Origin of the sequence: Pseudomonas sp. SCA2728.1_7 (genome assembly GCF_018138145.1) — a bacterium.
Taxonomy (GTDB): Bacteria; Pseudomonadota; Gammaproteobacteria; order Pseudomonadales; family Pseudomonadaceae; genus Aquipseudomonas; species Aquipseudomonas koreensis_A.
The window spans coordinates 6,641,770-6,664,158 of sequence record NZ_CP073104.1; the positions used below are offsets into that span (position 1 = coordinate 6,641,770).

At 59.5% G+C, this 22,389-nt stretch carries 23 protein-coding genes; 15 read left to right on the forward strand and 8 right to left on the reverse strand.

The window, feature by feature from the left end:
- Positions 1-41: 41 nt before the first annotated feature.
- The gene (locus tag KBP52_RS29720) at positions 42-482 is read right to left on the reverse strand and encodes a hotdog fold domain-containing protein (protein ID WP_077573552.1); all 441 of its coding nucleotides are present in this window, start codon (positions 480-482) and stop codon (positions 42-44) included.
- Positions 483-646: 164 nt separating this feature from the next.
- Between KBP52_RS29720 and KBP52_RS29725 the strand changes: the two genes are divergently transcribed.
- Positions 647-1,279 (forward strand): TetR/AcrR family transcriptional regulator, encoded by a 633-nt coding sequence (locus KBP52_RS29725; protein ID WP_212621578.1) that lies wholly within the window; start codon positions 647-649, stop codon positions 1,277-1,279.
- Positions 1,280-1,629: 350 nt separating this feature from the next.
- Here the strand turns inward: KBP52_RS29725 and KBP52_RS29730 are convergent, their stop codons facing one another.
- Both KBP52_RS29730 and KBP52_RS29735 read right to left on the reverse strand, forming a co-directional pair.
- Positions 1,630-2,748 carry a P1 family peptidase gene (locus KBP52_RS29730; protein ID WP_212621579.1) on the reverse strand — a complete coding sequence of 373 codons (1,119 nt, stop codon included), beginning with the start codon at positions 2,746-2,748 and terminating at the stop codon, positions 1,630-1,632.
- A gap of 149 nt (positions 2,749-2,897) precedes the next feature.
- Positions 2,898-4,013, reverse strand: a complete 1,116-nt coding sequence (locus KBP52_RS29735; protein WP_212621580.1) for an extracellular solute-binding protein — start codon at positions 4,011-4,013, stop codon at positions 2,898-2,900.
- 110 nt (positions 4,014-4,123) lie between these two features.
- Here KBP52_RS29735 and KBP52_RS29740 point away from each other — a divergent pair, with 110 nt between their 5' ends.
- On the forward strand, positions 4,124-4,903 hold the full coding sequence (locus tag KBP52_RS29740; protein ID WP_212621581.1) for a helix-turn-helix transcriptional regulator: 780 nt from the start codon (positions 4,124-4,126) through the stop codon (positions 4,901-4,903).
- A 121-nt stretch (positions 4,904-5,024) separates the two neighbouring features.
- Here KBP52_RS29740 and KBP52_RS29745 read toward each other — a convergent pair whose 3' ends face one another.
- A complete protein-coding gene (locus KBP52_RS29745) occupies positions 5,025-5,966 on the reverse strand; it encodes a class I SAM-dependent methyltransferase (RefSeq protein ID WP_212621582.1) in 942 nt (313 codons plus the stop codon).
- Positions 5,967-6,165: 199 nt separating this feature from the next.
- Between KBP52_RS29745 and KBP52_RS29750 the strand changes: the two genes are divergently transcribed.
- Together KBP52_RS29750 and KBP52_RS29755 are read left to right on the forward strand one after the other, a co-directional pair.
- Positions 6,166-6,579 (forward strand): response regulator, encoded by a 414-nt coding sequence (locus KBP52_RS29750; protein WP_123594218.1) that lies wholly within the window; start codon positions 6,166-6,168, stop codon positions 6,577-6,579.
- A gap of 69 nt (positions 6,580-6,648) precedes the next feature.
- Positions 6,649-7,314 (forward strand): HAD family hydrolase, encoded by a 666-nt coding sequence (locus KBP52_RS29755; protein WP_212621583.1) that lies wholly within the window; start codon positions 6,649-6,651, stop codon positions 7,312-7,314.
- A gap of 122 nt (positions 7,315-7,436) precedes the next feature.
- On the opposite strand, the gene KBP52_RS29760 is transcribed toward KBP52_RS29755, so the two are convergent.
- Complete coding sequence (locus KBP52_RS29760; RefSeq protein ID WP_212621584.1) at positions 7,437-8,096, reverse strand: isoprenylcysteine carboxylmethyltransferase family protein; 660 nt, start codon at positions 8,094-8,096, stop codon at positions 7,437-7,439.
- Between the two features lie 86 nt (positions 8,097-8,182).
- Positions 8,183-9,079: a LysR substrate-binding domain-containing protein gene (locus KBP52_RS29765; protein WP_212621585.1), complete on the reverse strand. Its 897-nt coding sequence runs from the start codon at positions 9,077-9,079 to the stop codon at positions 8,183-8,185.
- A 113-nt stretch (positions 9,080-9,192) separates the two neighbouring features.
- Between KBP52_RS29765 and KBP52_RS29770 the strand changes: the two genes are divergently transcribed.
- The 3 genes from KBP52_RS29770 to KBP52_RS29780 are packed head-to-tail and all read left to right on the forward strand — an operon-like array spanning position 9,193 to position 11,441.
- Positions 9,193-10,215 (forward strand): aldo/keto reductase, encoded by a 1,023-nt coding sequence (locus tag KBP52_RS29770; protein ID WP_212621586.1) that lies wholly within the window; start codon positions 9,193-9,195, stop codon positions 10,213-10,215.
- On the forward strand, positions 10,212-11,009 hold the full coding sequence (locus KBP52_RS29775) for an SDR family oxidoreductase (RefSeq protein WP_116030103.1): 798 nt from the start codon (positions 10,212-10,214) through the stop codon (positions 11,007-11,009). The genes KBP52_RS29770 and KBP52_RS29775 overlap by 4 nt, the downstream gene beginning before the upstream one ends.
- A 21-nt stretch (positions 11,010-11,030) precedes the next feature.
- Positions 11,031-11,441 (forward strand): SRPBCC family protein, encoded by a 411-nt coding sequence (locus KBP52_RS29780; protein ID WP_116030102.1) that lies wholly within the window; start codon positions 11,031-11,033, stop codon positions 11,439-11,441.
- 132 nt (positions 11,442-11,573) lie between these two features.
- On the opposite strand, the gene KBP52_RS29785 is transcribed toward KBP52_RS29780, so the two are convergent.
- Positions 11,574-12,968 (reverse strand): HAMP domain-containing sensor histidine kinase, encoded by a 1,395-nt coding sequence (locus tag KBP52_RS29785; protein ID WP_212621587.1) that lies wholly within the window; start codon positions 12,966-12,968, stop codon positions 11,574-11,576.
- Positions 12,946-13,629, reverse strand: a complete 684-nt coding sequence (locus tag KBP52_RS29790; protein ID WP_016986226.1) for a response regulator transcription factor — start codon at positions 13,627-13,629, stop codon at positions 12,946-12,948. The genes KBP52_RS29785 and KBP52_RS29790 overlap by 23 nt, the downstream gene beginning before the upstream one ends.
- 193 nt (positions 13,630-13,822) lie before the next feature.
- Here KBP52_RS29790 and KBP52_RS29795 point away from each other — a divergent pair, with 193 nt between their 5' ends.
- From KBP52_RS29795 to hcnC, 8 genes are all read left to right on the forward strand, one after another.
- On the forward strand, positions 13,823-14,131 hold the full coding sequence (locus KBP52_RS29795) for a hypothetical protein (protein ID WP_212623178.1): 309 nt from the start codon (positions 13,823-13,825) through the stop codon (positions 14,129-14,131).
- Positions 14,132-14,322: 191 nt separating this feature from the next.
- A complete protein-coding gene (locus KBP52_RS29800) occupies positions 14,323-15,252 on the forward strand; it encodes a hypothetical protein (RefSeq protein WP_212621588.1) in 930 nt (309 codons plus the stop codon).
- A 294-nt stretch (positions 15,253-15,546) separates the two neighbouring features.
- Positions 15,547-16,893 (forward strand): delta-60 repeat domain-containing protein, encoded by a 1,347-nt coding sequence (locus KBP52_RS29805; protein ID WP_212621589.1) that lies wholly within the window; start codon positions 15,547-15,549, stop codon positions 16,891-16,893.
- 207 nt (positions 16,894-17,100) lie between these two features.
- Entirely contained in the window at positions 17,101-18,447 is a 1,347-nt protein-coding gene (locus KBP52_RS29810; RefSeq protein WP_212621589.1) for a delta-60 repeat domain-containing protein, read from the forward strand.
- 139 nt (positions 18,448-18,586) lie between these two features.
- On the forward strand, positions 18,587-19,126 hold the full coding sequence (locus KBP52_RS29815; RefSeq protein WP_212621590.1) for a hypothetical protein: 540 nt from the start codon (positions 18,587-18,589) through the stop codon (positions 19,124-19,126).
- 240 nt (positions 19,127-19,366) lie between these two features.
- Positions 19,367-19,684 carry a (2Fe-2S)-binding protein gene (locus KBP52_RS29820; protein WP_212621591.1) on the forward strand — a complete coding sequence of 106 codons (318 nt, stop codon included), beginning with the start codon at positions 19,367-19,369 and terminating at the stop codon, positions 19,682-19,684.
- Complete coding sequence (gene hcnB / locus KBP52_RS29825; RefSeq protein ID WP_212621592.1) at positions 19,681-21,090, forward strand: cyanide-forming glycine dehydrogenase subunit HcnB; 1,410 nt, start codon at positions 19,681-19,683, stop codon at positions 21,088-21,090. Before KBP52_RS29820 ends, hcnB begins: the two co-directional genes overlap by 4 nt.
- The gene (gene hcnC, locus KBP52_RS29830) at positions 21,083-22,342 is read left to right on the forward strand and encodes a cyanide-forming glycine dehydrogenase subunit HcnC (RefSeq protein ID WP_212621593.1); all 1,260 of its coding nucleotides are present in this window, start codon (positions 21,083-21,085) and stop codon (positions 22,340-22,342) included. The genes hcnB and hcnC overlap by 8 nt, the downstream gene beginning before the upstream one ends.
- Positions 22,343-22,389 lie beyond the last annotated feature (47 nt).

A 22,389-nucleotide genomic window follows, 5' to 3' on the forward strand; every position in this document is an offset into this window, starting at 1 on the left:
TGCTGTGAATGCCGCAGCAAGGGCTTTTTTGTGCGCGTCATTCAGCCGAGTTTGACGTTCATGGTGATCCGCGCCGTGAACACTTTTTTGCCCTCGGTATCGTGAATGTCCACGGTGACGATCTTGTCGCCTTCGCTCTGCCAATCCACGCCTTCACCACTGGCCACCGCTGTCACATCGGTTTTTGCCTTGGCCAGATATTCCACGGTCATGCCTTTGGGGATCCAGCGTGCGCCGGCCGGGATCGACACATCGGTCATCATCCCGGCGGCGAGTTCTGCGGCGTTGCACATGGCAATCGCATGCACGGTGCCGAGGTGGTTAGTGATCTCACGGCGAAACGGCACTTGTACCGTCGCCGAGTTCGCACGCAACTCGGTTACCAGCGGGTTGATGCTGCTGAAGTACGGCGCGACCTGGCAGGCCATCTGGCTGAACGCTTGCGGGCCTGCGCTGTTGAACATGCTGAGAAACTGACTCATGGAAAAGCCTCGCGGAAAGTGATTTTGCAGAATGATGTTCCGTTACAGAATAATATTCTGTAACGGAACGGTATTCGGTCTGCGGGAAATCTGTCAACCTGTGCGTGTTTTTTCCATGGGTACGACGTGTGCCTTTCAATCCCGATTTTCAGGCAGTGAGCCGCATGGACACCGCAGATCTACTTGAACGCAGTTACCCCGGCCGCCGTGCCGAACTCAAGCGCGATATCTTTCGCAAGGCGCTGAGTCTGTTCAACGAGCAGGGGATCGAAGCCACCACCATCGAGATGATTCGCGCCGAGTGCGACACCAGTGTCGGGGCGATCTATCACCATTTCGGCAACAAGGAGGGCTTGGTCGCCGCGTTGTTTTTCACCGCGCTGGAGGATCAGGCGCGTCTGCGCGATGCCTATCTGGAGACGGCGAAAACCACCGAGGAAGGTGTGCAGGCGCTGGTGTTCAGCTACGTCGATTGGGTCGAGCGTCAACCCGAATGGGCGCGTTTCCAGTACCACGCGCGGTTTGCCGTGACCAAAGGGCCGTTCAAAGATGAACTGGCCGAGCGCAACAAAACCCGTAATCTGCGCCTGCGCGACTGGCTGGCCGAATCGGGTCGCGCTGCCGAACTCAAGGCCATGCCCGCTGAACTGTTGCCGTCGTTGATCATCGGTCAGGCCGACAGTTACTGCCGTGCCTGGCTGGCGGGGCGGGTGAAGGGCAGTCCGGCGGATTATCGCGAGTTGCTGGCACAAGCGGCCTGGCGCTCGATTCGCGTCGATGTGCTGCCGGACTGCTGATTTACGCAGACAAAAAAAGAGCCTCAAAGCTCTTTGATGGGGAGGAAGTAGAGCCCTCGAGGCTCAAGATGCGCATGAAGCAAGACACGGGCTTGATTGGGGTTCAGAGCACCCGTGCCTACGCGGCGCTCGATAGAGCGGAGTCACTGCGTGATTCCATCCTAGGAGTGTGCAAGTGGCGGCTCAAGTACCGCCAGTCGCCCGGGCGGCGGCGCGAACCTGGCACCCAAATACCGACGTGATCCTGCGTAGGAGTGAGCCTGCTCGCGATGGCGGTGGGTCAGTCAAATCAACTTCGACTGACAAACCGCGATCGCGAGCAGGCTCACTCCTACAGGGGAACAGCGGTGTCAACGGGCGCCAGGCCAGCCTGATTTTTCGAGCGCAGCGAGCAGGGTGTCGGCGTCCAGACCCGGCACCGAATGCCCATTACCTTCGTTGCTGTCACTGGCCAGCAACGCATTGATGATCGCTTCTTCAACCGCCTCGGTCGCGGCCAGAAATAGCTCGCTGATATGGTCATTGTTGACCATGCGCAAGCCGTCGCAGGTCGGCGCGCCTTTGCCTTCGTAGGCAGCGGGCGGCACGTGAGCGTTGCCGGTGGCGAAGGCGATGAAAATGTCGCCGCTGTGATCCTCGTTGCCACCGCCGGTGCGCGCCAGACCCAGGCTCGCGCGTTGCGCCAGACGTGTGCATTGATGCGGCAACAGCGGCGCATCGGTCGCCAGGCAGACGACGATAGAACCCATGCCCGGATGCGGCAATGAGGCGCGCAGGAACGGCGAATCTTTTTGTTCCATATAGCGCCCGACCGGGTAGCCATCGACCCGTAACTCACTGCGAATGCCGTGGTTGGCCTGCACGATGGCGCCGACGGTCCAGCCACCCTGAGCACTGCTCAATCGCCGAGACGAAGTGCCGATGCCACCCTTGAATTCATGGCAGATCATGCCGCTGCCACCGCCGATGGCGCCTTCCGTCACTGGACCGTCGACGGCCGCAGCCAGCGCTTCGGCGACGTGTTCAGGCTGGACGTGAAAACCGTTGATGTCGTTGAGCAAGCCGTCAAAGGTTTCCAGTACCACCGGCATGTTCCAGTAGAGACGACCGTCGTCCGGTTGCTGCTGGCGATCAAGGGCAACCAAGGCATCGCGCACCACGCCGAGGCTGTGGGTATTGGTGAAGGCAATCGGGCTGGTCAGCAAACCGGCCTCGCGAATCCATTCAAGCCCGGTGGCGTCACCGTTGCCGTTGAGCACATGCACGCCGGCAAAACATGGCTGCTGATTGGTCGAACCGGGGCGCGGTTCGATCAGCGTGACGCCGGTGCAGATATCCCGCCCGGCGCTGCTGCGCCCGCGCACATTGCTGTGGCCGACGCGCACGCCGGGCACATCGGTAATGGCGTTGAGCGGGCCGGGAGGTAGTTGGCCGATGCGAATGTTGAGGTCACGGGCACGAGGTTTCATTGATTTCTGTCTCTCTAAAAAATGTCTGGTGAAGCACAAAACCTGTAGGAGTGAGCCTGCTCGCGATAGCGGTTTGTCAGGCAAAACAGTGTTATCAGGCAGACCGCTATCGCGAGCAGGCTCACTCCTACAGGGGGAATGCGTTGTTCTTACTGGCCGTTCTTGACCTTGCTCCACACCCGCGTGCGCACCCGCTCGGTGGCTTTCGGCAAAGGTTCAAGGGTGTACAGCGTGGCCATCGCCGTGGCCGATGGATAAACCGCCGGGTTGTCCCGAGTCGCTGCAGCCACCAGCGCTGTCGCCGCGCGATTGCCATTGGGGTAGGACAGATGATCACTGACCGGCGCGATCACTTCGGGGCGCAGCAGATAGTCGATAAACGCCAGACCCTGAGGACGATTCGGTGCGTCCTTGAGCAGCACCAGCGTGTCGAACCACACCGGCGCGCCTTCCTTGGGCAGGCTGTAGGCGATCTTCACGCCGTTGTTGGCCTCCTCGGCATTGGTCTTGGCTTCGAGCATCGCCCCCGACCAACCGACTGCCACGCAGATGTTGCCGTTGGACAGGTCGCTGATGAATTTCGACGAGTTGAAGTAGGCGATGTGCGGGCGCAGTTTCAGCAGCAGCGCTTCGGCTTTTTTATAATCTTCAGGATCGGTGCTGTTCGGTGGCAGCCCCAAATAATGCAGGGCGACCGGCAGCATCTCCGACGGCGAATCGAGCATCGCCACGCCGCACTGGCCGAGTTTGGCGAGGTTGGCTTCGTTGAACACCAGATCCCACGAATCCACCGGCGCCTTGTCGCCCAGCGCCGCGCGCACCTTGTCGACGTTGTAGCCGATGCCGTTGGTGCCCCACAGATAAGGCACCGCGTATTGATTGCCGGGATCGTTGTTGGCCAGTTTTGCCAACAAATCGGCATCAAGATTCTTCCAGCCCGGCAGTTGCTCGCGTGGCAGCGGGGCCAGGGCGCCGGCCTTGATCAGCGTCGGCAGGCTGAAGTTGCTTGCCACCACCACGTCGTAGCCGCTGCGACTGGTCATCAGTTTGCCTTCAAGGACTTCGGCACTGTCGAAGGTGTCGTAGACCGGCTGGATACCGCTGTCGCGCTGGAAATCGTGGAGGGTGTTCGGGCCGATGTAGTCGTACCAGTTGTAGACGTGCACGCTCGGTGCTTCGGCAGCCAAGGCGATCGTGCTGGCGCCAATTCCGGCCAGCAGGCCCAGTTTAATGCTGAGGTTGATACAGCCACGGCGACCACGCATGATGCGGCACTCCTGGCCTGTACAGGCCGGTGATGAACAAGAGTGGTCAGCCTATCGGGCCGGTCACGCCTGACCCATTCCCATCATGGGTTACTCAAAAGGGGTAGTGCGTGGACGCGTTGCTGCAGGAACTGCCAGTGCATCAAAGCCTGGCGCGGGTATTTGCGGGCGTTGGCCAAGAGGGTTTCTGGCGCGCGCTGGTGGACACGCTGCGGCTGCTGGTGCCGCTGGACAACGCGCTGGTGGCGCTGATGAAAGCCGGGCAGGCGCCGCAATTGCTGATCGACTTCGACAGCAAGGGCCGCCCCGACGAGCAGGAAGAACTGGCCGGTTACAGTGCCGGAATGTACCTGCTTGATCCGTTCTATCAAACCGCGTCGACCGGTATTGCCGACGGCTTGCACAGCCTGGCCTCGGTGGCGCCGGACCAGTTTCTGCACAGCGAGTACTACCAGAGTTACTTCCGTTCGGTGGTCGGCGAAGACGAGTTGCAGTTCATGATCAACGTCGAAGGCGGCGTGCTCGGTTTGTCATTGGGCCGCTCGACGCCGTTCGACATGGCCGAGCAGGGCAGACTGCTGTGCGTGCGTGACTGGGTGTTGGCGGCGATGCGTCGGCATGTGCAGTTGCTGCCGCCGCAGGGCGCGGTGGCGCAAACGGTGGTCGGTGATCTGGCGACGTTGCTTGACCGCTTCGATGCGCGGCTGACGGTGCGTGAGGTCGATACGGCGCGGCTGATCTTGCAGGGCTTCTCCAGCAAGGCGATGGCACAGCAGATGGGTATCTCGCCGGAGACGGTCAAGGTGCATCGACGCAATCTGTATCACAAGCTCAATGTCACCGGGCATGGTGAGTTGTTTGCGCTGGTGTTGCGCCCACCAACTCCCTGACCCACCACAATCCCCTTGTAGGAGTGAGCCTGCTCGCGATAGCGGTTTGTCAGATATCACCTGTTTGACTGATAGACCGCTATCGCGAGCAGGCTCACTCCTACAAGGGATCTTCTGGGTGTCAGGGGGTGCGCTGGAAGACTAAAGCCTTGAGGCCGCTTTCAGGATCAATGTCCGGAAACTCCGGCGGATTCTCCAGCCGCGCTACAAAACGCAGACTCGGCGCTTCCTGCGTCACGCCCTCAATCAGAAAGTCCGAACCGAACGCCGGATCGTTCATGCACGCCAGCACTGTGCCTTGCGCCGTGAGCAATTCCGGCAGACGACGCAGCACGCGCTGGTAATCCTTGGTCAGCAGGAAACTGCCTTTCTGGAACGACGGCGGATCGATGATCACCAGATCATACGGACCGCTGTTGATCACCTTGCCCCAGGACTTGAACAGGTCGTGGCCGAGGAAACTGACTTTGCTCAGGTCATGGCCGTTCAAGCGATGGTTGTCGCGGCCCCGGCTCAGTGCGGCGCGCGACATGTCCAGGTTGACCACATGGCTGGCGCCGCCCTCGATGGCGGCCACGGAAAAACCGCAGGTGTAGGCAAACAGATTGAGCACGCGTTTGCCGCTGGCCTGTTCGCGCACCCAGTTGCGCCCGTAACGCATGTCGAGAAACAGCCCGGCGTTCTGTTTGCGCCCCAGATCGACGCGATACTGCAGGCCGCCCTCGACGATGCTCATTTCGTCGATCTCATCACCGAGCAGCCATTCGGCAGTGCTCTGCGGCAAGTAGCGATGCTGGATCAACAACGTGTGCGCGCCAGACTGCTGCCATTCGGCGGACCCCGTGAGTTCCAGCAGCAACGCCTTGAGATTGTCCAGTTGCTCAGGCGTTGGTTCCTTGAACAGCGAGACCAGCACCACGCCTTGCAGCCAGTCCACGGTCAACTGCTCCAGCCCGGCCCAGCAGCGTCCGCGCCCGTGGAACAGGCGACGGGTTTCGCTCGGTGCGGCCGCGAGGGCCGGCAGCAGATGGGCGTGGAGGGTGGCGAGGGCTTCAGGGTTCATCGGTCAGGATCGGCAAGCAAAAGGGCCGGCATTTTAACCACAAATACACCGTCGCGAACGATTGCTGCTGACAGACAAAAACGCCGTTTCGCAAAAGACCTGTATCAAAAATGAATTTCTGCAGAGCCCGCTGCTCATACCAGTTAAGCAGCGGATTCAAGCCGCTAAATCGTTAATGCAATTCAGGGAGTGCAGTTCCATGTGCCCAACACCGACGGCGGATGCGCACCTTCCTGACGGATTGATTCTGGTGGTTGAGGATGATCCGTTGATTCTGGAGTTTCTCTGCGAAATTCTTCAGGAGGAAGGTTTCAAGGTCGAGCCGCAGACCAGTGCCGACGCCGCATCACTTTACCTTGAGCAGAACGCCCCGAACGTGGCGTTGCTACTGACCGACATCACCATGCCCGGCACCCTCAATGGCGCTGATCTGGCCAATCTGGTCGGCGACCGCTGGCCGGACAAACCGGTGATGGTCATGTCCGGCTATGAAACGCCCGAGACCTCCGGGGTCAAGCATCCGGTGGCGTTCATCAAAAAGCCGTGGGCCATCGGTCAATTGCTCGACTGCGTCGACAGCGCCTTCAAATCCAAGGCACCGCGCCTGCACTGACACGCTGGGTGAATCGACCGGGCAAGTGGTACATTGCCCGCCCGGTCTTTTGCCAGAGGATGCGACCCTTTGTCTGCTCACGATGCTGTATTCGATCGCGCGTTCGGCGCGTTTCTGTTCGACATGGACGGCACTGTCCTCAACTCCATTGCCGCCGCCGAGCGGATCTGGGCAGCCTGGGCCGTGCGCCATGGCGTCGATGTGGAAACCTTTTTGCCGACCATTCATGGCGTGCGCGCCATCGATACCATCACCCGTCTGAACCTGCCGGGGGTGGATGCCGAGGCGCAAGCGGCGTTTATCACCGAGGCGGAAATCGAAGACGTTGAAGGCATTGTCGAGATTCCCGGGGCGGCCGCGTTTCTCAACGGCCTGCCCAAGGATCGCTGGGCAATGGTGACCTCGGCGCCACGGGATCTGGCCTTGCGGCGCATGGCGGCGGCGGGGATTCCAGAGCCTGCGGTGATGATCACCGCTGAAGATGTGCAGGCGGGTAAACCTGATCCGGCCGGCTATTTACTGGCGGCCAAGAGACTGGGGCTGGAGCCGCGTGATTGCCTGATCTTCGAAGACGCCACGGTCGGCATTCAGGCTGCCGAAGCCGCCGGTGCGCCGTTGATGATCATCACCACGACGCATCAGCACCCCCTGGAAACGGCGCATGCGACGCTGGCCAGTTATGCTGACATCCGCGTCGCAGTCGACAGCAACGGCCTGCACCTGCAACGCAACTGACACCCCCCAATCCCTTGTAGGAGTGAGCCTGCTCGCGATAGCGGTCTTTCAGTCAAATAAGTGTTGCCTGACACACCGCTATCGCGAGCAGGCTCACTCCTACAGGGGACGGTGTTCGCAAATCAATAAACCCCCGGCACCAACCGCCAACTCCGCGCACAATAAGCCTCGTACTCCGCCCCAAACTGCGCACGCAGCAGGGCTTCCTCCGAATGAATCCGGGCAATCAACGGGATCAGCGTCAGCGCCGCCAGCATCAACCCGACCACCGAACGAAACGCCAGCGCCCAGCCCACGGCATTGACCACCAACCCCAGATAACTCGGATTACGCAGGTGTTGATAGATGCCATCGGTGACCAAGCGGTGCCCCGGCTGAATCGCCACCAATCCACTGAACCGCCGCCCCAGCACAAACACCGGCCACAGCCTTAATACGCCGCCAATGATGAACAGCAGTGCGCCGAGCCAACGTACGCCTTCACCACCAAAGGTCCAGAAATTCACCCGGTCGCAATAGGCCGGCAAGAAACCACTGACCAGACCAATCACCCCAAACGCCGGAATCACCCAGCGATTGGTGCGATCTTCACGTTCGCCAGAGCTGAGGTTGACCTCACTGAACAGCGAAGCAATCACCATCGCCACCGTCGCCAGTGCGACGATCACCAGCGAACCGTGGGAAAAGAACATTGCCACACCGCCAATGCCCCACACCGCCAGCCCCAGATAAGCGAGAGTGGCGAGTACCGCGACGACGGTCATTTGCGCAGACATTTTCATGGTCAACTCACGGCTGGGTGCTGATCCGTTGAGTGTAGATCCACCGTAAAACCTGTGGGAGCAAGCTTGCTCGCGAAGGCGTTGGGTCAGTCGGCAGGTATCTCTTCGTCAGTCAGGACTTTGCGGAAGGTCTCGACCAATGGCCGCAAATTGATTCGGTGCCACGCTGCCCACAATGGTGTGGTCAACGTCAGCCATGGCAGTTCACGCAACACCACACCCGGCGGTGCGTTATGGCTCAAACCTTTCTGAATCATCGCAATCCCCAACCCCGACGCCACCAGCCCCAGCGCAGTAAACGGTTCAGTCGCCTGCATGCGCACATCCGGGGTGAAGCCGGCTCGGATGCAGGCGCTGACAAACTCATCGTTGGCATCCTGTCGCGGCTGCACGCCAATCCATTCCTGCTCGGCCAGATCCTCTGGACTCAACGCGGCTTGCTGCGCCAATGGATGATGTTCCGGCAACGCCAAGAGCATCGGCTCATCGAGCACCTGAAAGCTCAGCAGATCCGGATCGTCATCGGTCGGCGGCTCACTCACCAAGGCAATATCGAGACTACGCTGTCGCAGGCCCTCCAGTTGCTCGGCGGAGCTGAGGTTATACAACGCGACATGCACATTCGGCCGATCGGCGCGCAATACGCGCAGGGCATTGGGCAGGACTCCGGCGTGCATGGCGTTTTCGATATAGCCGATGCACAAGCCACCTTCTTCGCCGCGACCGAGACGCTTGCCTAGGGATTCCAGGCGATTGGCGTGGGTCAGCAGGGCGCGGGTTTCGGCGAGGAAAGTCTGACCGTCGCGGGTCAGACGAATGCGTTGCTGGCTGCGTTCGAACAGGGTCAGGCCCAGGCGCTCTTCGAGTTGGGCGATCTGCCGGCTCAGCGGCGACTGGGAAATATGCAGCCGTTCGGCAGCGCGGCCGACGTGTTCTTCCTCGGCGACGGCAACGAAATAGCGCAATTGGCGGATGTCGATCATGTCAGACCTGTAGGGACTCAAGTGCTTCGTATTATGTCTTGGACGGTCTCGGTGTCGCAATCTAGGATCTGCTCAACGGTCACACAGGCCCAGAACCTATCGAGGAAAAATCCATGAGCTTGAAAGACAAACTGCCCGGCCAACTGGGCTTCGGCACCGCGCCACTGGGCAACATGTTCCGCGCCATTCCCGAGGCCGAAGCGCAAGCCACCGTACATGCTGCGTGGCATGCCGGCGTGCGTTACTTCGATACCGCGCCGTTTTACGGTTCCGGTCTGTCGGAAATCCGCCTCGGCGAAGTACTGAAGCAATATAAGCGCGACGACTATGTGCTCAGCAGCAAGGTCGGCCGAGTGATTCTCGATGAAGTCGAAGACGCCGCCGCCCGTGATCTCGGCGAGAAAAGCGGCGTGTTCGAACACGGCCGCCCGAACAAGATCGTCAATGACTACAGCGCCGATGCAACGCTGCGTTCGATCGAAGACAGCCTCAAACGCCTGCAAACCGATCGCCTCGACATCGTCTGGGTGCACGACATCGCGCAGGACTTCTATGGCGATCAATGGCTGGAATACTTCAATCAGGCCCGCACTGGCGCATTCAAAGTGCTGACCCGCTTGCGCGAAGAAGGCGTGATCAAAGGCTGGGGCCTGGGCGTGAACAAAGTCGAGCCGTGCGAATTGACCCTCGACCTTACCGAAGCGCAACCGGATGGCTTTCTATTGGCTGGTCGCTACACGCTGCTCGACCACGAACGTCCGTTGCAACGCCTGATGGATTCGGCCCTAGCGCAAAACGTTGAAATCGTCGTCGGTGGCCCTTATAGCTCGGGAATCCTGGCCGGTGGCTCGCACTTCGAATACCAGCAGGCCAGCCCTGAAGTCATCGCCAAGGTCGAGCAGATCAAACGCATCGCCGCTGCTTACAACGTCGATGTAAAAGCCGCTGCGCTACAGTTCTCGCTGGCCAATCCCGCTGTTGCGGCGGTGATTCCCGGCGCGAGCAAACCCGGTCGTATCGCTGAAGATGTCGCGGCGCTGTCGGCGACCATTCCTGCCGGATTCTGGCAGGCCATGCGCGACGCGAAACTGGTTTCCGAACGTGCACCATTGCCAATCGATGAGGTGAAAGCATGAAGATTGATCTGAGTGGAAAACTGGCCATCGTCAGCGGCAGCACCGCCGGCATTGGACTGGGCATCAGCCAGTCGCTGGCCGAATCCGGCGCCACCGTGGTGGTGATCGGTCGCGATACCGCCAAGGTCGATCAGGCGCTGGCGAGCATTCGCGAGAAAGTGCAGGGCGCGCAATTGCGTGGTTTGACGGCTGATCTGGGCACCGCCGAAGGCGCGCAAAAACTGTTCGCCGCTGAACCGCGCGCGGACATTCTGGTGAACAACCTCGGCATCTTCGACGCCGTGGATTTCTTCGAAGCGCCGGACAGCGAGTGGACGCGTTTCTATGAGGTCAACGTGATTTCCGGCGTGCGTCTGGCGCGGCATTATGTGCCGGCAATGGTCGAGCAGGGTTGGGGCCGGGTGATCTTCCTGTCCTCCGAGTCTGGCGTGGCCACGCCAGCGGACATGATCAACTACGGCGTGACCAAAAGCGCCAATCTGGCGGTTTCCCATGGTCTGGCCAAACGTCTGGCTGGCACCGGGGTGACCGTCAATGCGATCCTGCCGGGGCCGACCTTCACCGATGGCCTGCAAGACATGCTCAAGGATGCCGCCGCCGAATCCGGGCGCAACCTGCGCGATGAGGCCGACGCCTTTGTGCGCAAGGCGCGGCCGACCTCGATCATCCAGCGCGTGGCGGATGTTGAAGAGGTCGCGCATCTGGTCACCTACATCGCTTCGCCGCTGTCGTCGGCCACCACCGGCGCCGCTTTGCGTGTCGATGGCGGCGTGGTTGACAGCCTGACTATCTGAATTCTGGAGAGACGTTTATTTATGCCAACAGCATCCGCAACCATCGACATCCCGGCCTCGGCCGATCAGGTCTGGCAATTGATCGGCGGCTTCAACACGCTGCCCGATTGGCTGCCGTTTATTCCCAACAGTGAGCTGAGCGACGGCGGCCGCGTGCGCACCCTGCAAACCGCTGACGGCGGCGTGGTGGTCGAGCGACTGCAAGCGTTCGACAACGCCGCGAAAACCTACAGCTATTCGATTGAACAGGCGCCGTTCCCGGCGACGGATTATCTGGCAACCATCAAGGTTGAAGCACAGGGGCAGGGCGCACGGGTGACGTGGTCGGGGCGCTTCAACGCCAAAGGCGTGAGTGATGAAGAAGTGGTGGCGTTGTTTAACGGCATCTATCAGGGTGGCCTCGAGGCACTGCGAGCCAATTACCCAACCTGATCAACACCACGATCCAATGTAGGAGTGAGCCTGCTCGCGATCGCGGTGTGTCAGTCAAAAAAGATATCGACTGACACGACGCCATCGCGAGCAGGCTCACTCCTACAGGTTGTGCATTTCAAATATAAAAGGTCAGGAATTCTCGATCAGGCTCTGCCGGCAATCGAGCACCAGTTTCGCCCCACCCAGATCACTGCTGCCGACTTCAAGACTGAAGCCATGCAGACTGACAATCGCCGCCACAATCGACAATCCGAGGCCAAAGCCACCCTGCGGCTGCCCACCCTCGGCGCGATAAAACCGCTGGAACACCGCCTCACGCTCAGCCTCGGGAATCCCCGGTCCTGAGTCGTGCACTTCAATCCGCGTCTGCCCACCCGCGTTGACCCCACGCAACATCACCGTGCCGCCCGGCGGGGTGAACTTGATCGAGTTGCTCAGCAGATTCGCCAAGGCCTCGAACAACAACGCCCGATCACCATTGAGTGGCGGCAGCGTCTCCGGCATGTTCAAGTCGAAGCGCAGCTCGCCTTCCTCGGCCAGTGGCAGATAAAACTCATGCAGTTCTTCCAGCAATTGCACCGGGTCGAGCTCGACAAAACCTGAGCGGCGCTGGCGATCTTCCAGTTCGGAAATCCGTAACAACCCGCGAAACCGTGCCATCAGCGTGTCCGCTTCAGCGAGCACCAGATCCAGCTGCGCCGCTTCCTGCGAGCCTTCGCCGGCCTGCTGCTGCATGCGATACAGCTGCGCGCGCAGGCGCGTCAGTGGCGTGCGCAAATCATGGGCGATGTTGTCGCAGACGCCTTTGACTTCATTCATCAAACGCTCGATGCGTTCGAGCATGGCGTTGACGATGGCGGCGAGCATGTCCAGTTCATCGCGGCGATTGGACAGCGGCAAACGGTGCGTCAGATCGCCGGCCACAATCGCTTGGGCGCTGTCCTGAATCGCTCGAATCCGTCGTAACGGCCGCCGCCGCAGCAGATGCCAACCGGCAATCCCCGGCAGAATCGTCAGCGACACGCCCCAGAACAACGCATGCAAAATGATCCGCGTCACCGCAAACAGCGAGCCGTTGTCGCGCAACAACACCAGCCAGCGCCCATCGCGGGTTTGCGTGGCGACTGCGTCGCAGCTGTCATTGGGCAGGGTCGGGTCATCGGAGTCGGCGCAGTCGGCGAGCATGTGGATCTTGCCGTCCAGCGGCAGGCCCTCGGGAATCTGCTGCAAGGCGCCGCCGAGGTAAACGCCGTCGGCATCGAACAAGCCATAAGCGTCGATGCCGCGAATATCGAAAGTCATGCTGGCGGCGAGGGCGTCTTCCAGTTGCTCACCGCGAAAGTGCGAGAACAGGTGCTGACGTTGCATCAGCGAATGTTTGGCGAGGTTGTCGAGGTAGCCGGAGACCTCGTAATACATGACCCCCATGAGGATCGCGCTCCATGCCACGAACAGCGAACTGTACAGTGCCAGCAAGCGGCTGCTGGAGGAACGCCAGCCGTCAGACGGGTTCGGCAATGACATAGCCGGAGCCCCGTACCGTGCGGATCAGCGGCACATGGCCGACGGCGTCGATCTTCTTACGCAGACGGCCGATGTGCACGTCGATCAGGTTGGTGCCGGGGTCGAAGTGATAACCCCAGACCTCTTCGAAAATCATCATCCGCGAAAGGATCTGGCCGCTGTTGCGCATGAGGAATTCGAGCAACTTGTACTCGGTCGGCAACAGCGTCAGCACTTGTTCGGCACGGCGCGCTTCGTGGCTGATCAAGTCCAGTTCGAGGTCGGCTACCTGCAGGGTCGTCGCTTGAGTCGCGCCGCTGTTCTGCCGACGCAGCAACACTTCAACCCGTGCGGCCATTTCATCGGTGGCGAACGGTTTCGTCAGGTAATCATCGCCGCCAGCGCGCAAGCCGCGCACACGCTCGTCGACATCGGAGAGGGCGCTGATCATCAAAATCGGTGTGGCCACGCCCATGGTGCGCAGGGTGGTGACGATGGCCAGGCCATCAAGTTCGGGCAGCATGCGGTCGAGGGTGATCAGGTCGTAGTTGCCGCTCACGGCGCGGTCGAGGCCTTCGCGACCATTGTCGACCCAGTCGACTTCCAGCCCGTGGCTGCTCAGTTCGGCGACGATTTCCCGCGCGGTCACGGCGTCGTCTTCGATGGTCAAGATACGAGTCATAGGCAGGCCTGCTGATCGGTTCAAACGGAATGGCAGCATTTTGCCAAGAAATTCCGGCGACGCTTTAAATTAACTTTCATGTTGTAGCTGTCGTTTGCGCGCCTTGGGGATTTATTTGCCGCAACGTTGATATCATCTGGCCACAATTTCCATCAGGAGTGGTGCCGTGCGTCTTTCGATTCGCCGTGGCTGGATGCCGATCACCGGTCTGCTGCTGGTGCTGTTCAGCGCCTCGGCATGGGCCGCCAACACGCCGTGTTCCGGCAAAAAAGGCGGGATCGATCGCTGCGACGGCGATCTGTTCCTATGCAATGACGGCTCCATCAGCGGCTCGAAGAAAAGCTGTGCGGCGATGTTTGGCGAGCGCCAGCAGGCCCGTCCGCAAAACCTCCTGCAAAGTGATGATGGCTGCGCCTGCGGCACCGGCTCGTTTTGCACTGGCCCGCGTGGCGGGGTTTATTGCCTTACGCCCAGCGGTAACAAGAGCTACAAACGCAAATAACCGGCATTTGTGCCATGCATAAAACCCGCTGTTATTCGGCCCTTGTTGCAATTTGCATGGAATGAGGAAGTTCATTCTTTCTAAGTGATTGAAAACAGACGATTTATTTAATTTCTGCGAATGGCACGGTCGCTGCAATTCATCTGATGACGAGTTGTAACACCATTTTTCATGCCTGGAGCAGAACAACAATGAGTAGATCCCCTGATGGGTTTTATCCCGCCGTTGAAGAGTCGAGCAGCGTTTCGGGCGTGTCCTGGGGCGCGATTTTCGCCGGTGCTGCGGCTGCCGCTGCGCTGTCGATGATTTTGGTCCTGCTCGGATTCGGTTTGGGTTTCTCTGCTGTTTCACCGTGGGCCGGAGAGGGCGTCAGCGCCAAGGGCCTGGGCATTTCCACGATCGTCTGGCTGGCGGCGACGCAAATCATCGCTTCCGGCATGGGCGGCTACATCGCCGGTCGCCTGCGGGTGAAGTGGGCGAACATGCACGGCGATGAAGTGTATTTCCGCGACACCGCGCACGGCTTCCTTGCCTGGTGTGTGGCGACGTTGGTCACTGCGGTGCTGGTGGTCGGCTCGGTCAGCAGCGTCATCAGTGGTGGTGTGCAGGCCGGTGCCAGTGTGGCCGGCGGTGCTGCCAGCGCGATGACCCAAGCGGCAGGTACCGCTGCGGCCAACACCGACAGCAACCAGTACGGTTACTACATCGACAGTCTGTTCCGCGATGACCGTCCGGCGTCCGTCAGCGATGACGCGGCCCATGGTGCCGTGGCCCGCATCTTCGCGCAAAGCCTGGCCAACGGTCAGATGAGTGCCGAAGACCGTACCTACCTTGCGCAACTGGTGGCGCAACGGACCAACCTGACTCAAGCCGATGCCGAGCGCCGCGTCGATGAGATCTACGCCCGCACTCAGAAAGCCCTGGCCGACGCCAAGCTGAAAGCTCAACAAGCTGCCGACACCGCCGCGAAAGTCGCTGCCTGGACCTCGCTGTGGATGTTCATCTCGCTGTTGGCCGGTGCGTTCTTCGCTAGCCTCGCGGCCACCTACGGCGGTCGTCGTCGGGATGCCGTCGAGTACGTTGAAGTCGACACCTACACCACGACCACTCCAGTCCGTTAAACAAGGAGCATCACCATGCGCTCACTATTGCTGTTTTTCCTTGGCGTACCGATCCCGATCATCATCCTGATCGCCCTGTTCGTGCACTGATTGCTCCATTGAGGCCCATGCCTCGGCCGCTTCCACCTTCGGGTGGAAGCGGCTTTTTGCTTTCTGGCTCACAGGGTCATAAGTACGGCTTGCAAGGATAGTCGAACTGGTATTTCTGACAGGTGGCGTCGCGAGAGGAAAGTGCTGGAATCGGAGCAGGAGTGAACATGACGTTTATTCCGGTTTTGCTTCGAGGGACTGGACATGAACACGCAGTTGAAACCTGAAAACGCAGGAACGCTTGATCCGGCTTTCGCCGATGCCGGGAAATTGCACTTTCCGAAAGATGGATTGCCTGATATCCAATCAGCAGCTGTATTGGCATTGCCTGACAAAAAAATTCTAGTTGGATTTTACCCGTTTGCATTATTCGGGCCGGCCACGGTTGCCTGCTTTCACGAAGACGGAACACTGAACACTGGATTCGGCGGGGGAAAGGGTTTTGTAGACATCGTCTTGGAAAACGCAACCATGGCGCATGTTGTCGGGCTCTACCTATTGCAAGACGGCGCGTGGATGTTGCAGGGCACTTATCAGCAAGAAGGCTACGTAGAGGGCATCGCGCTCGTGCGCTGTCACCCTGATGGCCAGCAAGATCAGTCCTACGGTGAAAAAGGTGTTCGTTACCTTCCTTTTGATCAAATGGACAAACCTGAATCGGGTGCAACCGGCAACGCGAAGTCAGCCTCGCGACATTGGAAAAGAGCCTTTGCTACGGGGGCGGCTGCGGGCTCCGGCAAGTCCATGGTTCAGCAATCCGACGGCAAAATGGTCGTGGCCTTCTATCTCTATAACGATGAGTCCGAAAAGTGGCGTGGCATCGTGCTGCGACTGAACGCGGACGGCACTCGCGACAAGACGTTCAACGATCACGGATTCGCACTGATCGACTTCGATAACAGTTCCAATCATGCCTTGGGTGTTGCCGTTCAGTCAGACGGGAAGATCCTTGTCTGTGGCCGATACCATGACGATACGCCGGGACTTCAGGGTGGCTATCTAGTGCGTTTGGATGCGTTCGGGCATATCGATAGCACCTTCAACGGCGGAGAGGTTTTCAAGCTGAAAACTCGCTGGGAGGAGTTCAACGCTGTATCGGTCAGAGAAAGCGATGGCCTCATTGTTGTCGCTGGTGCCGCTGCCCCGATGGGCGTCGTTCAAGGAGCGCTGGTCGTGTTGAACGCCAATGGCAGGCCCAACCTGGTTTTTAACAAAGGGAAGCCTTTGTACTCGCCATTGCTGGAGGCGGGTGTTCACTGGAAAAACTGCGTGGTTCAGACCGATGGGTCGATTGTCGTCGCTGGGAACGGCAGCGGTGGAATGATCAACGGTGGCGATCGATGCGTGGTTGCTCGTTTTCTGGCTGGCGGTTCTCTGGACCAGGCATTCAATGAAACAGGGTTTGCCGTTTTCACTGATGAAGAGAAGACGTGTTATTACAAAAGCATGAGTGTGATGGAGGATGGACGAATCATTGCTTGTGGTTACCACGAACTTGATCCTTGGGATGGACTTGTGGTCGGGGGCTGGGTGATCTGCTATCTGGTTTGACACAGTGGAACGCTGAATTTCTGCCTCGGCCGCTTCCACCCTCGAGTGGAAGCGGCTTTTTGCTTTCTGGCTCACAGGGTCATAAGTACGGCTTGCAAGGATAGTCGAACTGGTATTTCTGACAGGTGGCGTCGCGAGAGGAAAGTGCTGGAATCGGAGCAGGAGTGAACATGACGTTTATTCCGGTTTTGCTTCGAGGGACTGGACATGAACACGCAGTTGAAACCTGAAAACGCAGGAACGCTTGATCCGGCTTTCGCCGATGCCGGGAAATTGCACTTTCCGAAAGATGGATTGCCTGATATCCAATCAGCAGCTGTATTGGCATTGCCTGACAAAAAAATTCTAGTTGGATTTTACCCGTTTGCATTATTCGGGCCGGCCACGGTTGCCTGCTTTCACGAAGACGGAACACTGAACACTGGATTCGGCGGGGGAAAGGGTTTTGTAGACATCGTCTTGGAAAACGCAACCATGGCGCATGTTGTCGGGCTCTACCTATTGCAAGACGGCGCGTGGATGTTGCAGGGCACTTATCAGCAAGAAGGCTACGTAGAGGGCATCGCGCTCGTGCGCTGTCACCCTGATGGCCAGCAAGATCAGTCCTACGGTGAAAAAGGTGTTCGTTACCTTCCTTTTGATCAAATGGACAAACCTGAATCGGGTGCAACCGGCAACGCGAAGTCAGCCTCGCGACATTGGAAAAGAGCCTTTGCTACGGGGGCGGCTGCGGGCTCCGGCAAGTCCATGGTTCAGCAATCCGACGGCAAAATGGTCGTGGCCTTCTATCTCTATAACGATGAGTCCGAAAAGTGGCGTGGCATCGTGCTGCGACTGAACGCGGACGGCACTCGCGACAAGACGTTCAACGATCACGGATTCGCACTGATCGACTTCGATAACAGTTCCAATCATGCCTTGGGTGTTGCCGTTCAGTCAGACGGGAAGATCCTTGTCTGTGGCCGATACCATGACGATACGCCGGGACTTCAGGGTGGCTATCTAGTGCGTTTGGATGCGTTCGGGCATATCGATAGCACCTTCAACGGCGGAGAGGTTTTCAAGCTGAAAACTCGCTGGGAGGAGTTCAACGCTGTATCGGTCAGAGAAAGCGATGGCCTCATTGTTGTCGCTGGTGCCGCTGCCCCGATGGGCGTCGTTCAAGGAGCGCTGGTCGTGTTGAACGCCAATGGCAGGCCCAACCTGGTTTTTAACAAAGGGAAGCCTTTGTACTCGCCATTGCTGGAGGCGGGTGTTCACTGGAAAAACTGCGTGGTTCAGACCGATGGGTCGATTGTCGTCGCTGGGAACGGCAGCGGTGGAATGATCAACGGTGGCGATCGATGCGTGGTTGCTCGTTTTCTGGCTGGCGGTTCTCTGGACCAGGCATTCAATGAAACAGGGTTTGCCGTTTTCACTGATGAAGAGAAGACGTGTTATTACAAAAGCATGAGTGTGATGGAGGATGGACGAATCATTGCTTGTGGTTACCACGAACTTGATCCTTGGGATGGACTTGTGGTCGGGGGCTGGGTGATCTGCTATCTGGTTTGACACAGTGGAACGCTGAATTTCTGCCTCGGCCGCTTCCACCTTCGGGTGGAAGCGGCTTTTTGCTTTCTGCGGGGCCAACAGCGAGAATCGCCGCCGGAAGTGGATTGGCCGCTTTTACCTCTCTTTAAGGATGAACACGTTGGACAAGAAGGAAATCAAACGCCAGTTGGTTGAGATGCTCGAAGCCGGGCGCTCGAAAACCGAAACGTTCAAAGCGTTGTCGGGCGGTGCGGTCAAAGATCGCGTGTTGGCGGCCTGGATCGGCGGGCGTCCGGATCCGGCCCTCAGAGCAAAGCATTCACTCAAAGTCACCCTGCTGGTTGTGTTGACCTGCATTCAGGCATTGATCGGCTCAGTCGTCGGTTTCTTCCTGTTCTATGACGCAAGCGCCGGTCTGGCACTGACCATGTTGCTGATCGCTGGTGGCATTCCGTTGTTGTTTGCATGGGGCTTCTACAAGAACGTGGCGGCGGCTTACACCGTTTACGTCCTCCTCACCATCAGTCAGGTTTCACGCCTGTTCAAGGGTTATGAGGAAGATCCGCTGTCGACCGTGATTGCCGTCGGCATCACCCTGGCCATTGTGTTCTACGCCGCGTGGATCAAATCCCTGCTGTTCCCGGACCTGGGTTTCATCGGCGCGAAGAAGATCAAAGGGCAGTTCGTCTTCTCCAACTGATCGTTGGACAATCCAATCGTTTTCACTGGCCTGGATCAATATTTACTGCGGCGAGATCGCCTAACGTAAATGATCCCGGCCTTTGCTGAGGTATGAACTACAGTGCTTCACGCGCACCTTGTTGCGCTGACGGAGTACGCGTCGACGCCCCAATCACAGCCACAATAAACGCGTCGACACGCTGTAGTGCAGCAAGGAGCTGACACCACCTCAACCGAACTTTCACGGATGAACATCGCAATGCACTGCCAAGAAAGAACCTTCGATATCCAGCCGTTGGCGCAGGCGGACATGACCGTCCACATCAACGGTCAAGCGGTCAGCGCCGCCATCGGCGAAACCGTCCTTAGCGTTATTCAATCACTCGGCGTACGCCAGATTGCCCGCAACGATCACGACCAGATTACCGGCGCCTATTGCGGCATGGGCGTGTGTCAGTGCTGCCTGGTGAAAATCAATGGCCGACACAAACGCCGTGCCTGCCAGACCGTGGTACGTGACGGCATGCGCATCGAAACCCAGGTCAACCGCATCACCGCGCAGGAGGTGGTTGTATGAGCCTGCAACCGGTGATCGTCGGCGGCGGCCCGGCGGGGATGGCAGCGGCCATCGAACTGGCGCGCCACGGCGTGCGCTGCACCTTGCTCGAAGAAGCTTCGCGCCTCGGCGGCGTGGTCTATCGCGGGCCGCTGCGAGATGGCGTGCAACTGGATTATCTCGGCCCGCGTTACTCCGAAGCACTGGGCAAATTGCACGGTGATTTTCAGGAGCAGGCCGGGTTGATCGACGTGCGCCTCAACCATCGCGTGGTCGGCGCCGAAGGCACCCGCGCCTTGGTGGTGCTGGATGGCGACGAGCAATTGCACGAGATCGAGTATCCGCAATTGCTCCTGGCTGCCGGTTGCCATGAACGCAGCGTGCCGTTTCCGGGCTGGACCTTGCCGGGGGTGATCATGCTCGGCGGTCTGCAACTGCAAATCAAAAGTGGTGTGGTCAAACCGCAGGGTCCGGTGATCATCGCCGGCACCGGGCCGTTGCTGCCGTTGGTGGCGACGCAACTGCATGCCGCAGGCGTCAGCGTCGCGGGCGTGTATGAGGCTTGCGCGTTCGGCAAGATTGCCCGCGAAAGTCTGGCGCTGCTGAACAAGCCGCAGCTGTTTCTCGACGGTTTGAGCATGCTCGCCTACCTGAAACTGCACGGCATCCCGATGAACTACGGTTGGGGCGTGGTCGAGGCGCACGGCGAGGGCGAACTGAAGAGCGTCAGCGTCGCGCCGTACTCGGCCACCTGGGAACCGGACATGAGCCGCGTCGAACGTTTCGAAGCCAAGACTCTGGCGGTCGGTTACGGTTTTATTCCGCGCACGCAACTGAGCCAGCAGATGGGCCTGGATCATGGCTTCAGTGACGACGGTTATCTGCGCGCCAACGCGAACGTCTGGCAGCAAAGCAACGAACCTCACGTGCATCTGGCCGGCGACATGGGCGGGATTCGCGGCGGTGAGGCGGCGATGCTCGCCGGCAAGATCGCCGCAACCTCGATTCTCCTGCAACGTGGTGTCCTCGAGGAGGAATTGGCGCGTGTGCGCCGCGACCGCTACTTGAGCAAACTCAAAGCCATCGTGCGTTTCCGCGCTGCCGTGGATCGCTACACCGAACGCGGCGTTGGCCAGACTGCATTGCCGGCCGCTGACACGGTGATCTGCCGTTGCGAGCACGCCACCCGAGCCGACATCGACCTGGCGCTGGAGCAGGGCGTGCAAGACATCGCCAGCCTGAAAATGCGCACCCGCGTGAGCATGGGCGATTGCCAGGGACGGATGTGCGTCGGCTACTGCAGCGACCGCCTGCGTCAAGCGACCGGACGCAAGGACGTCGGTTGGCTGCGCCCGCGTTTTCCGATTGATCCGATTCCTTTTTCCGCGTTCCAGTCCGTCGGCACGGAGGCCGCTGCCCATGAGTAAGTTCTATGACGTGGTCATTGCCGGTGGTGGTGTGATCGGGGCGTCCTGCGCCTATCAATTGTCCAAACGCAAAAACCTCAAGGTCGCGCTGATCGATGCCAAGCGCCCGGGCAACGCGACGCGTGCTTCGGCCGGTGGTTTGTGGGCGATCGGTGAGTCGGTCGGCCTCGGCTGCGGGGTGATTTTCTTCCGCATGATGTCGGCCAACCGCAAGCGCGAAACCCAGGGCGCGGCGGTGGCGGTGGACGCGAGCACGCCGCATATCCTGCCGGAGTCGTTTTTCGATTTTGCCCTGCAGTCCAACGCGCTGTACCCGGCGTTGCACCGAGAGCTGAAAGACAATCACGGGATGGATTTCAAGTTCGAAAAGACCGGGCTGAAATTCGTTATCTATGACGATGAAGACCGGCTCTATGCCGAGCACATCGTCGGCTGCATTCCGCATCTGGCCGATCAGGTGCGCTGGCTCGATCAGGCGGCGCTGCGCGAGTCCGAGCCGAGCGTCAGCCATGAAGCACGCGGGGCGCTGGAGTTTCTTTGCGACCATCAGGTCAGCCCGTTCCGCCTCGCCGATGCCTACATGGAAGGCGCGCGGCAGAACGGCGTCGATATTTTCGTCAACACCAACGTCACCGGCGTGTTGCACCACGGCAGCCGTGTAACCGGTGTGCAGACGGCCGAGGAGGGCGTGTTCCACTGCAAGACGCTGATCAACGCCAGCGGTGCGTGGGCGGCGGACTTGAGTGAATGGGCGACGGGGATTCGCATCCCGGTGAAACCGGTGAAAGGCCAGATTCTGTTGACCGAGCGCATGCCGAAAATCCTCAACGGCTGCCTGACCACCAGCGACTGCTACGTGGCGCAGAAAGACAACGGCGAGATCCTGATTGGCAGCACCACCGAAGACAAAGGCTTCGACGTCACCACCACCTACCCGGAAATCGCCGGGCTGGTGCAGGGCGCGGTGCGGTGTCTGCCGGAGCTCAAGGATGTCAATCTGAAACGCACCTGGGCGGGTTTGCGTCCGGGCTCGCCGGATGAGTTGCCGATTCTCGGGCCGATGCGTGGGGTGGAAGGGTATTTGAATGCCTGCGGGCACTTCCGCACCGGCATTCTGACGTCGGCGATTACTGGCGTACTGCTGGACAAACTGGTCAACGACGAACCGCTGCCGCTGGATATCACGCCGTTTCTGGCGGACCGGTTTGAGGTGGCCCCGGTCAAACAAGCGCTGGAGCTGGAACTGGCCTGACACCGATCCCCTGTAGGAGTGAGCCTGCTCGCGATAGCAATCTGTCA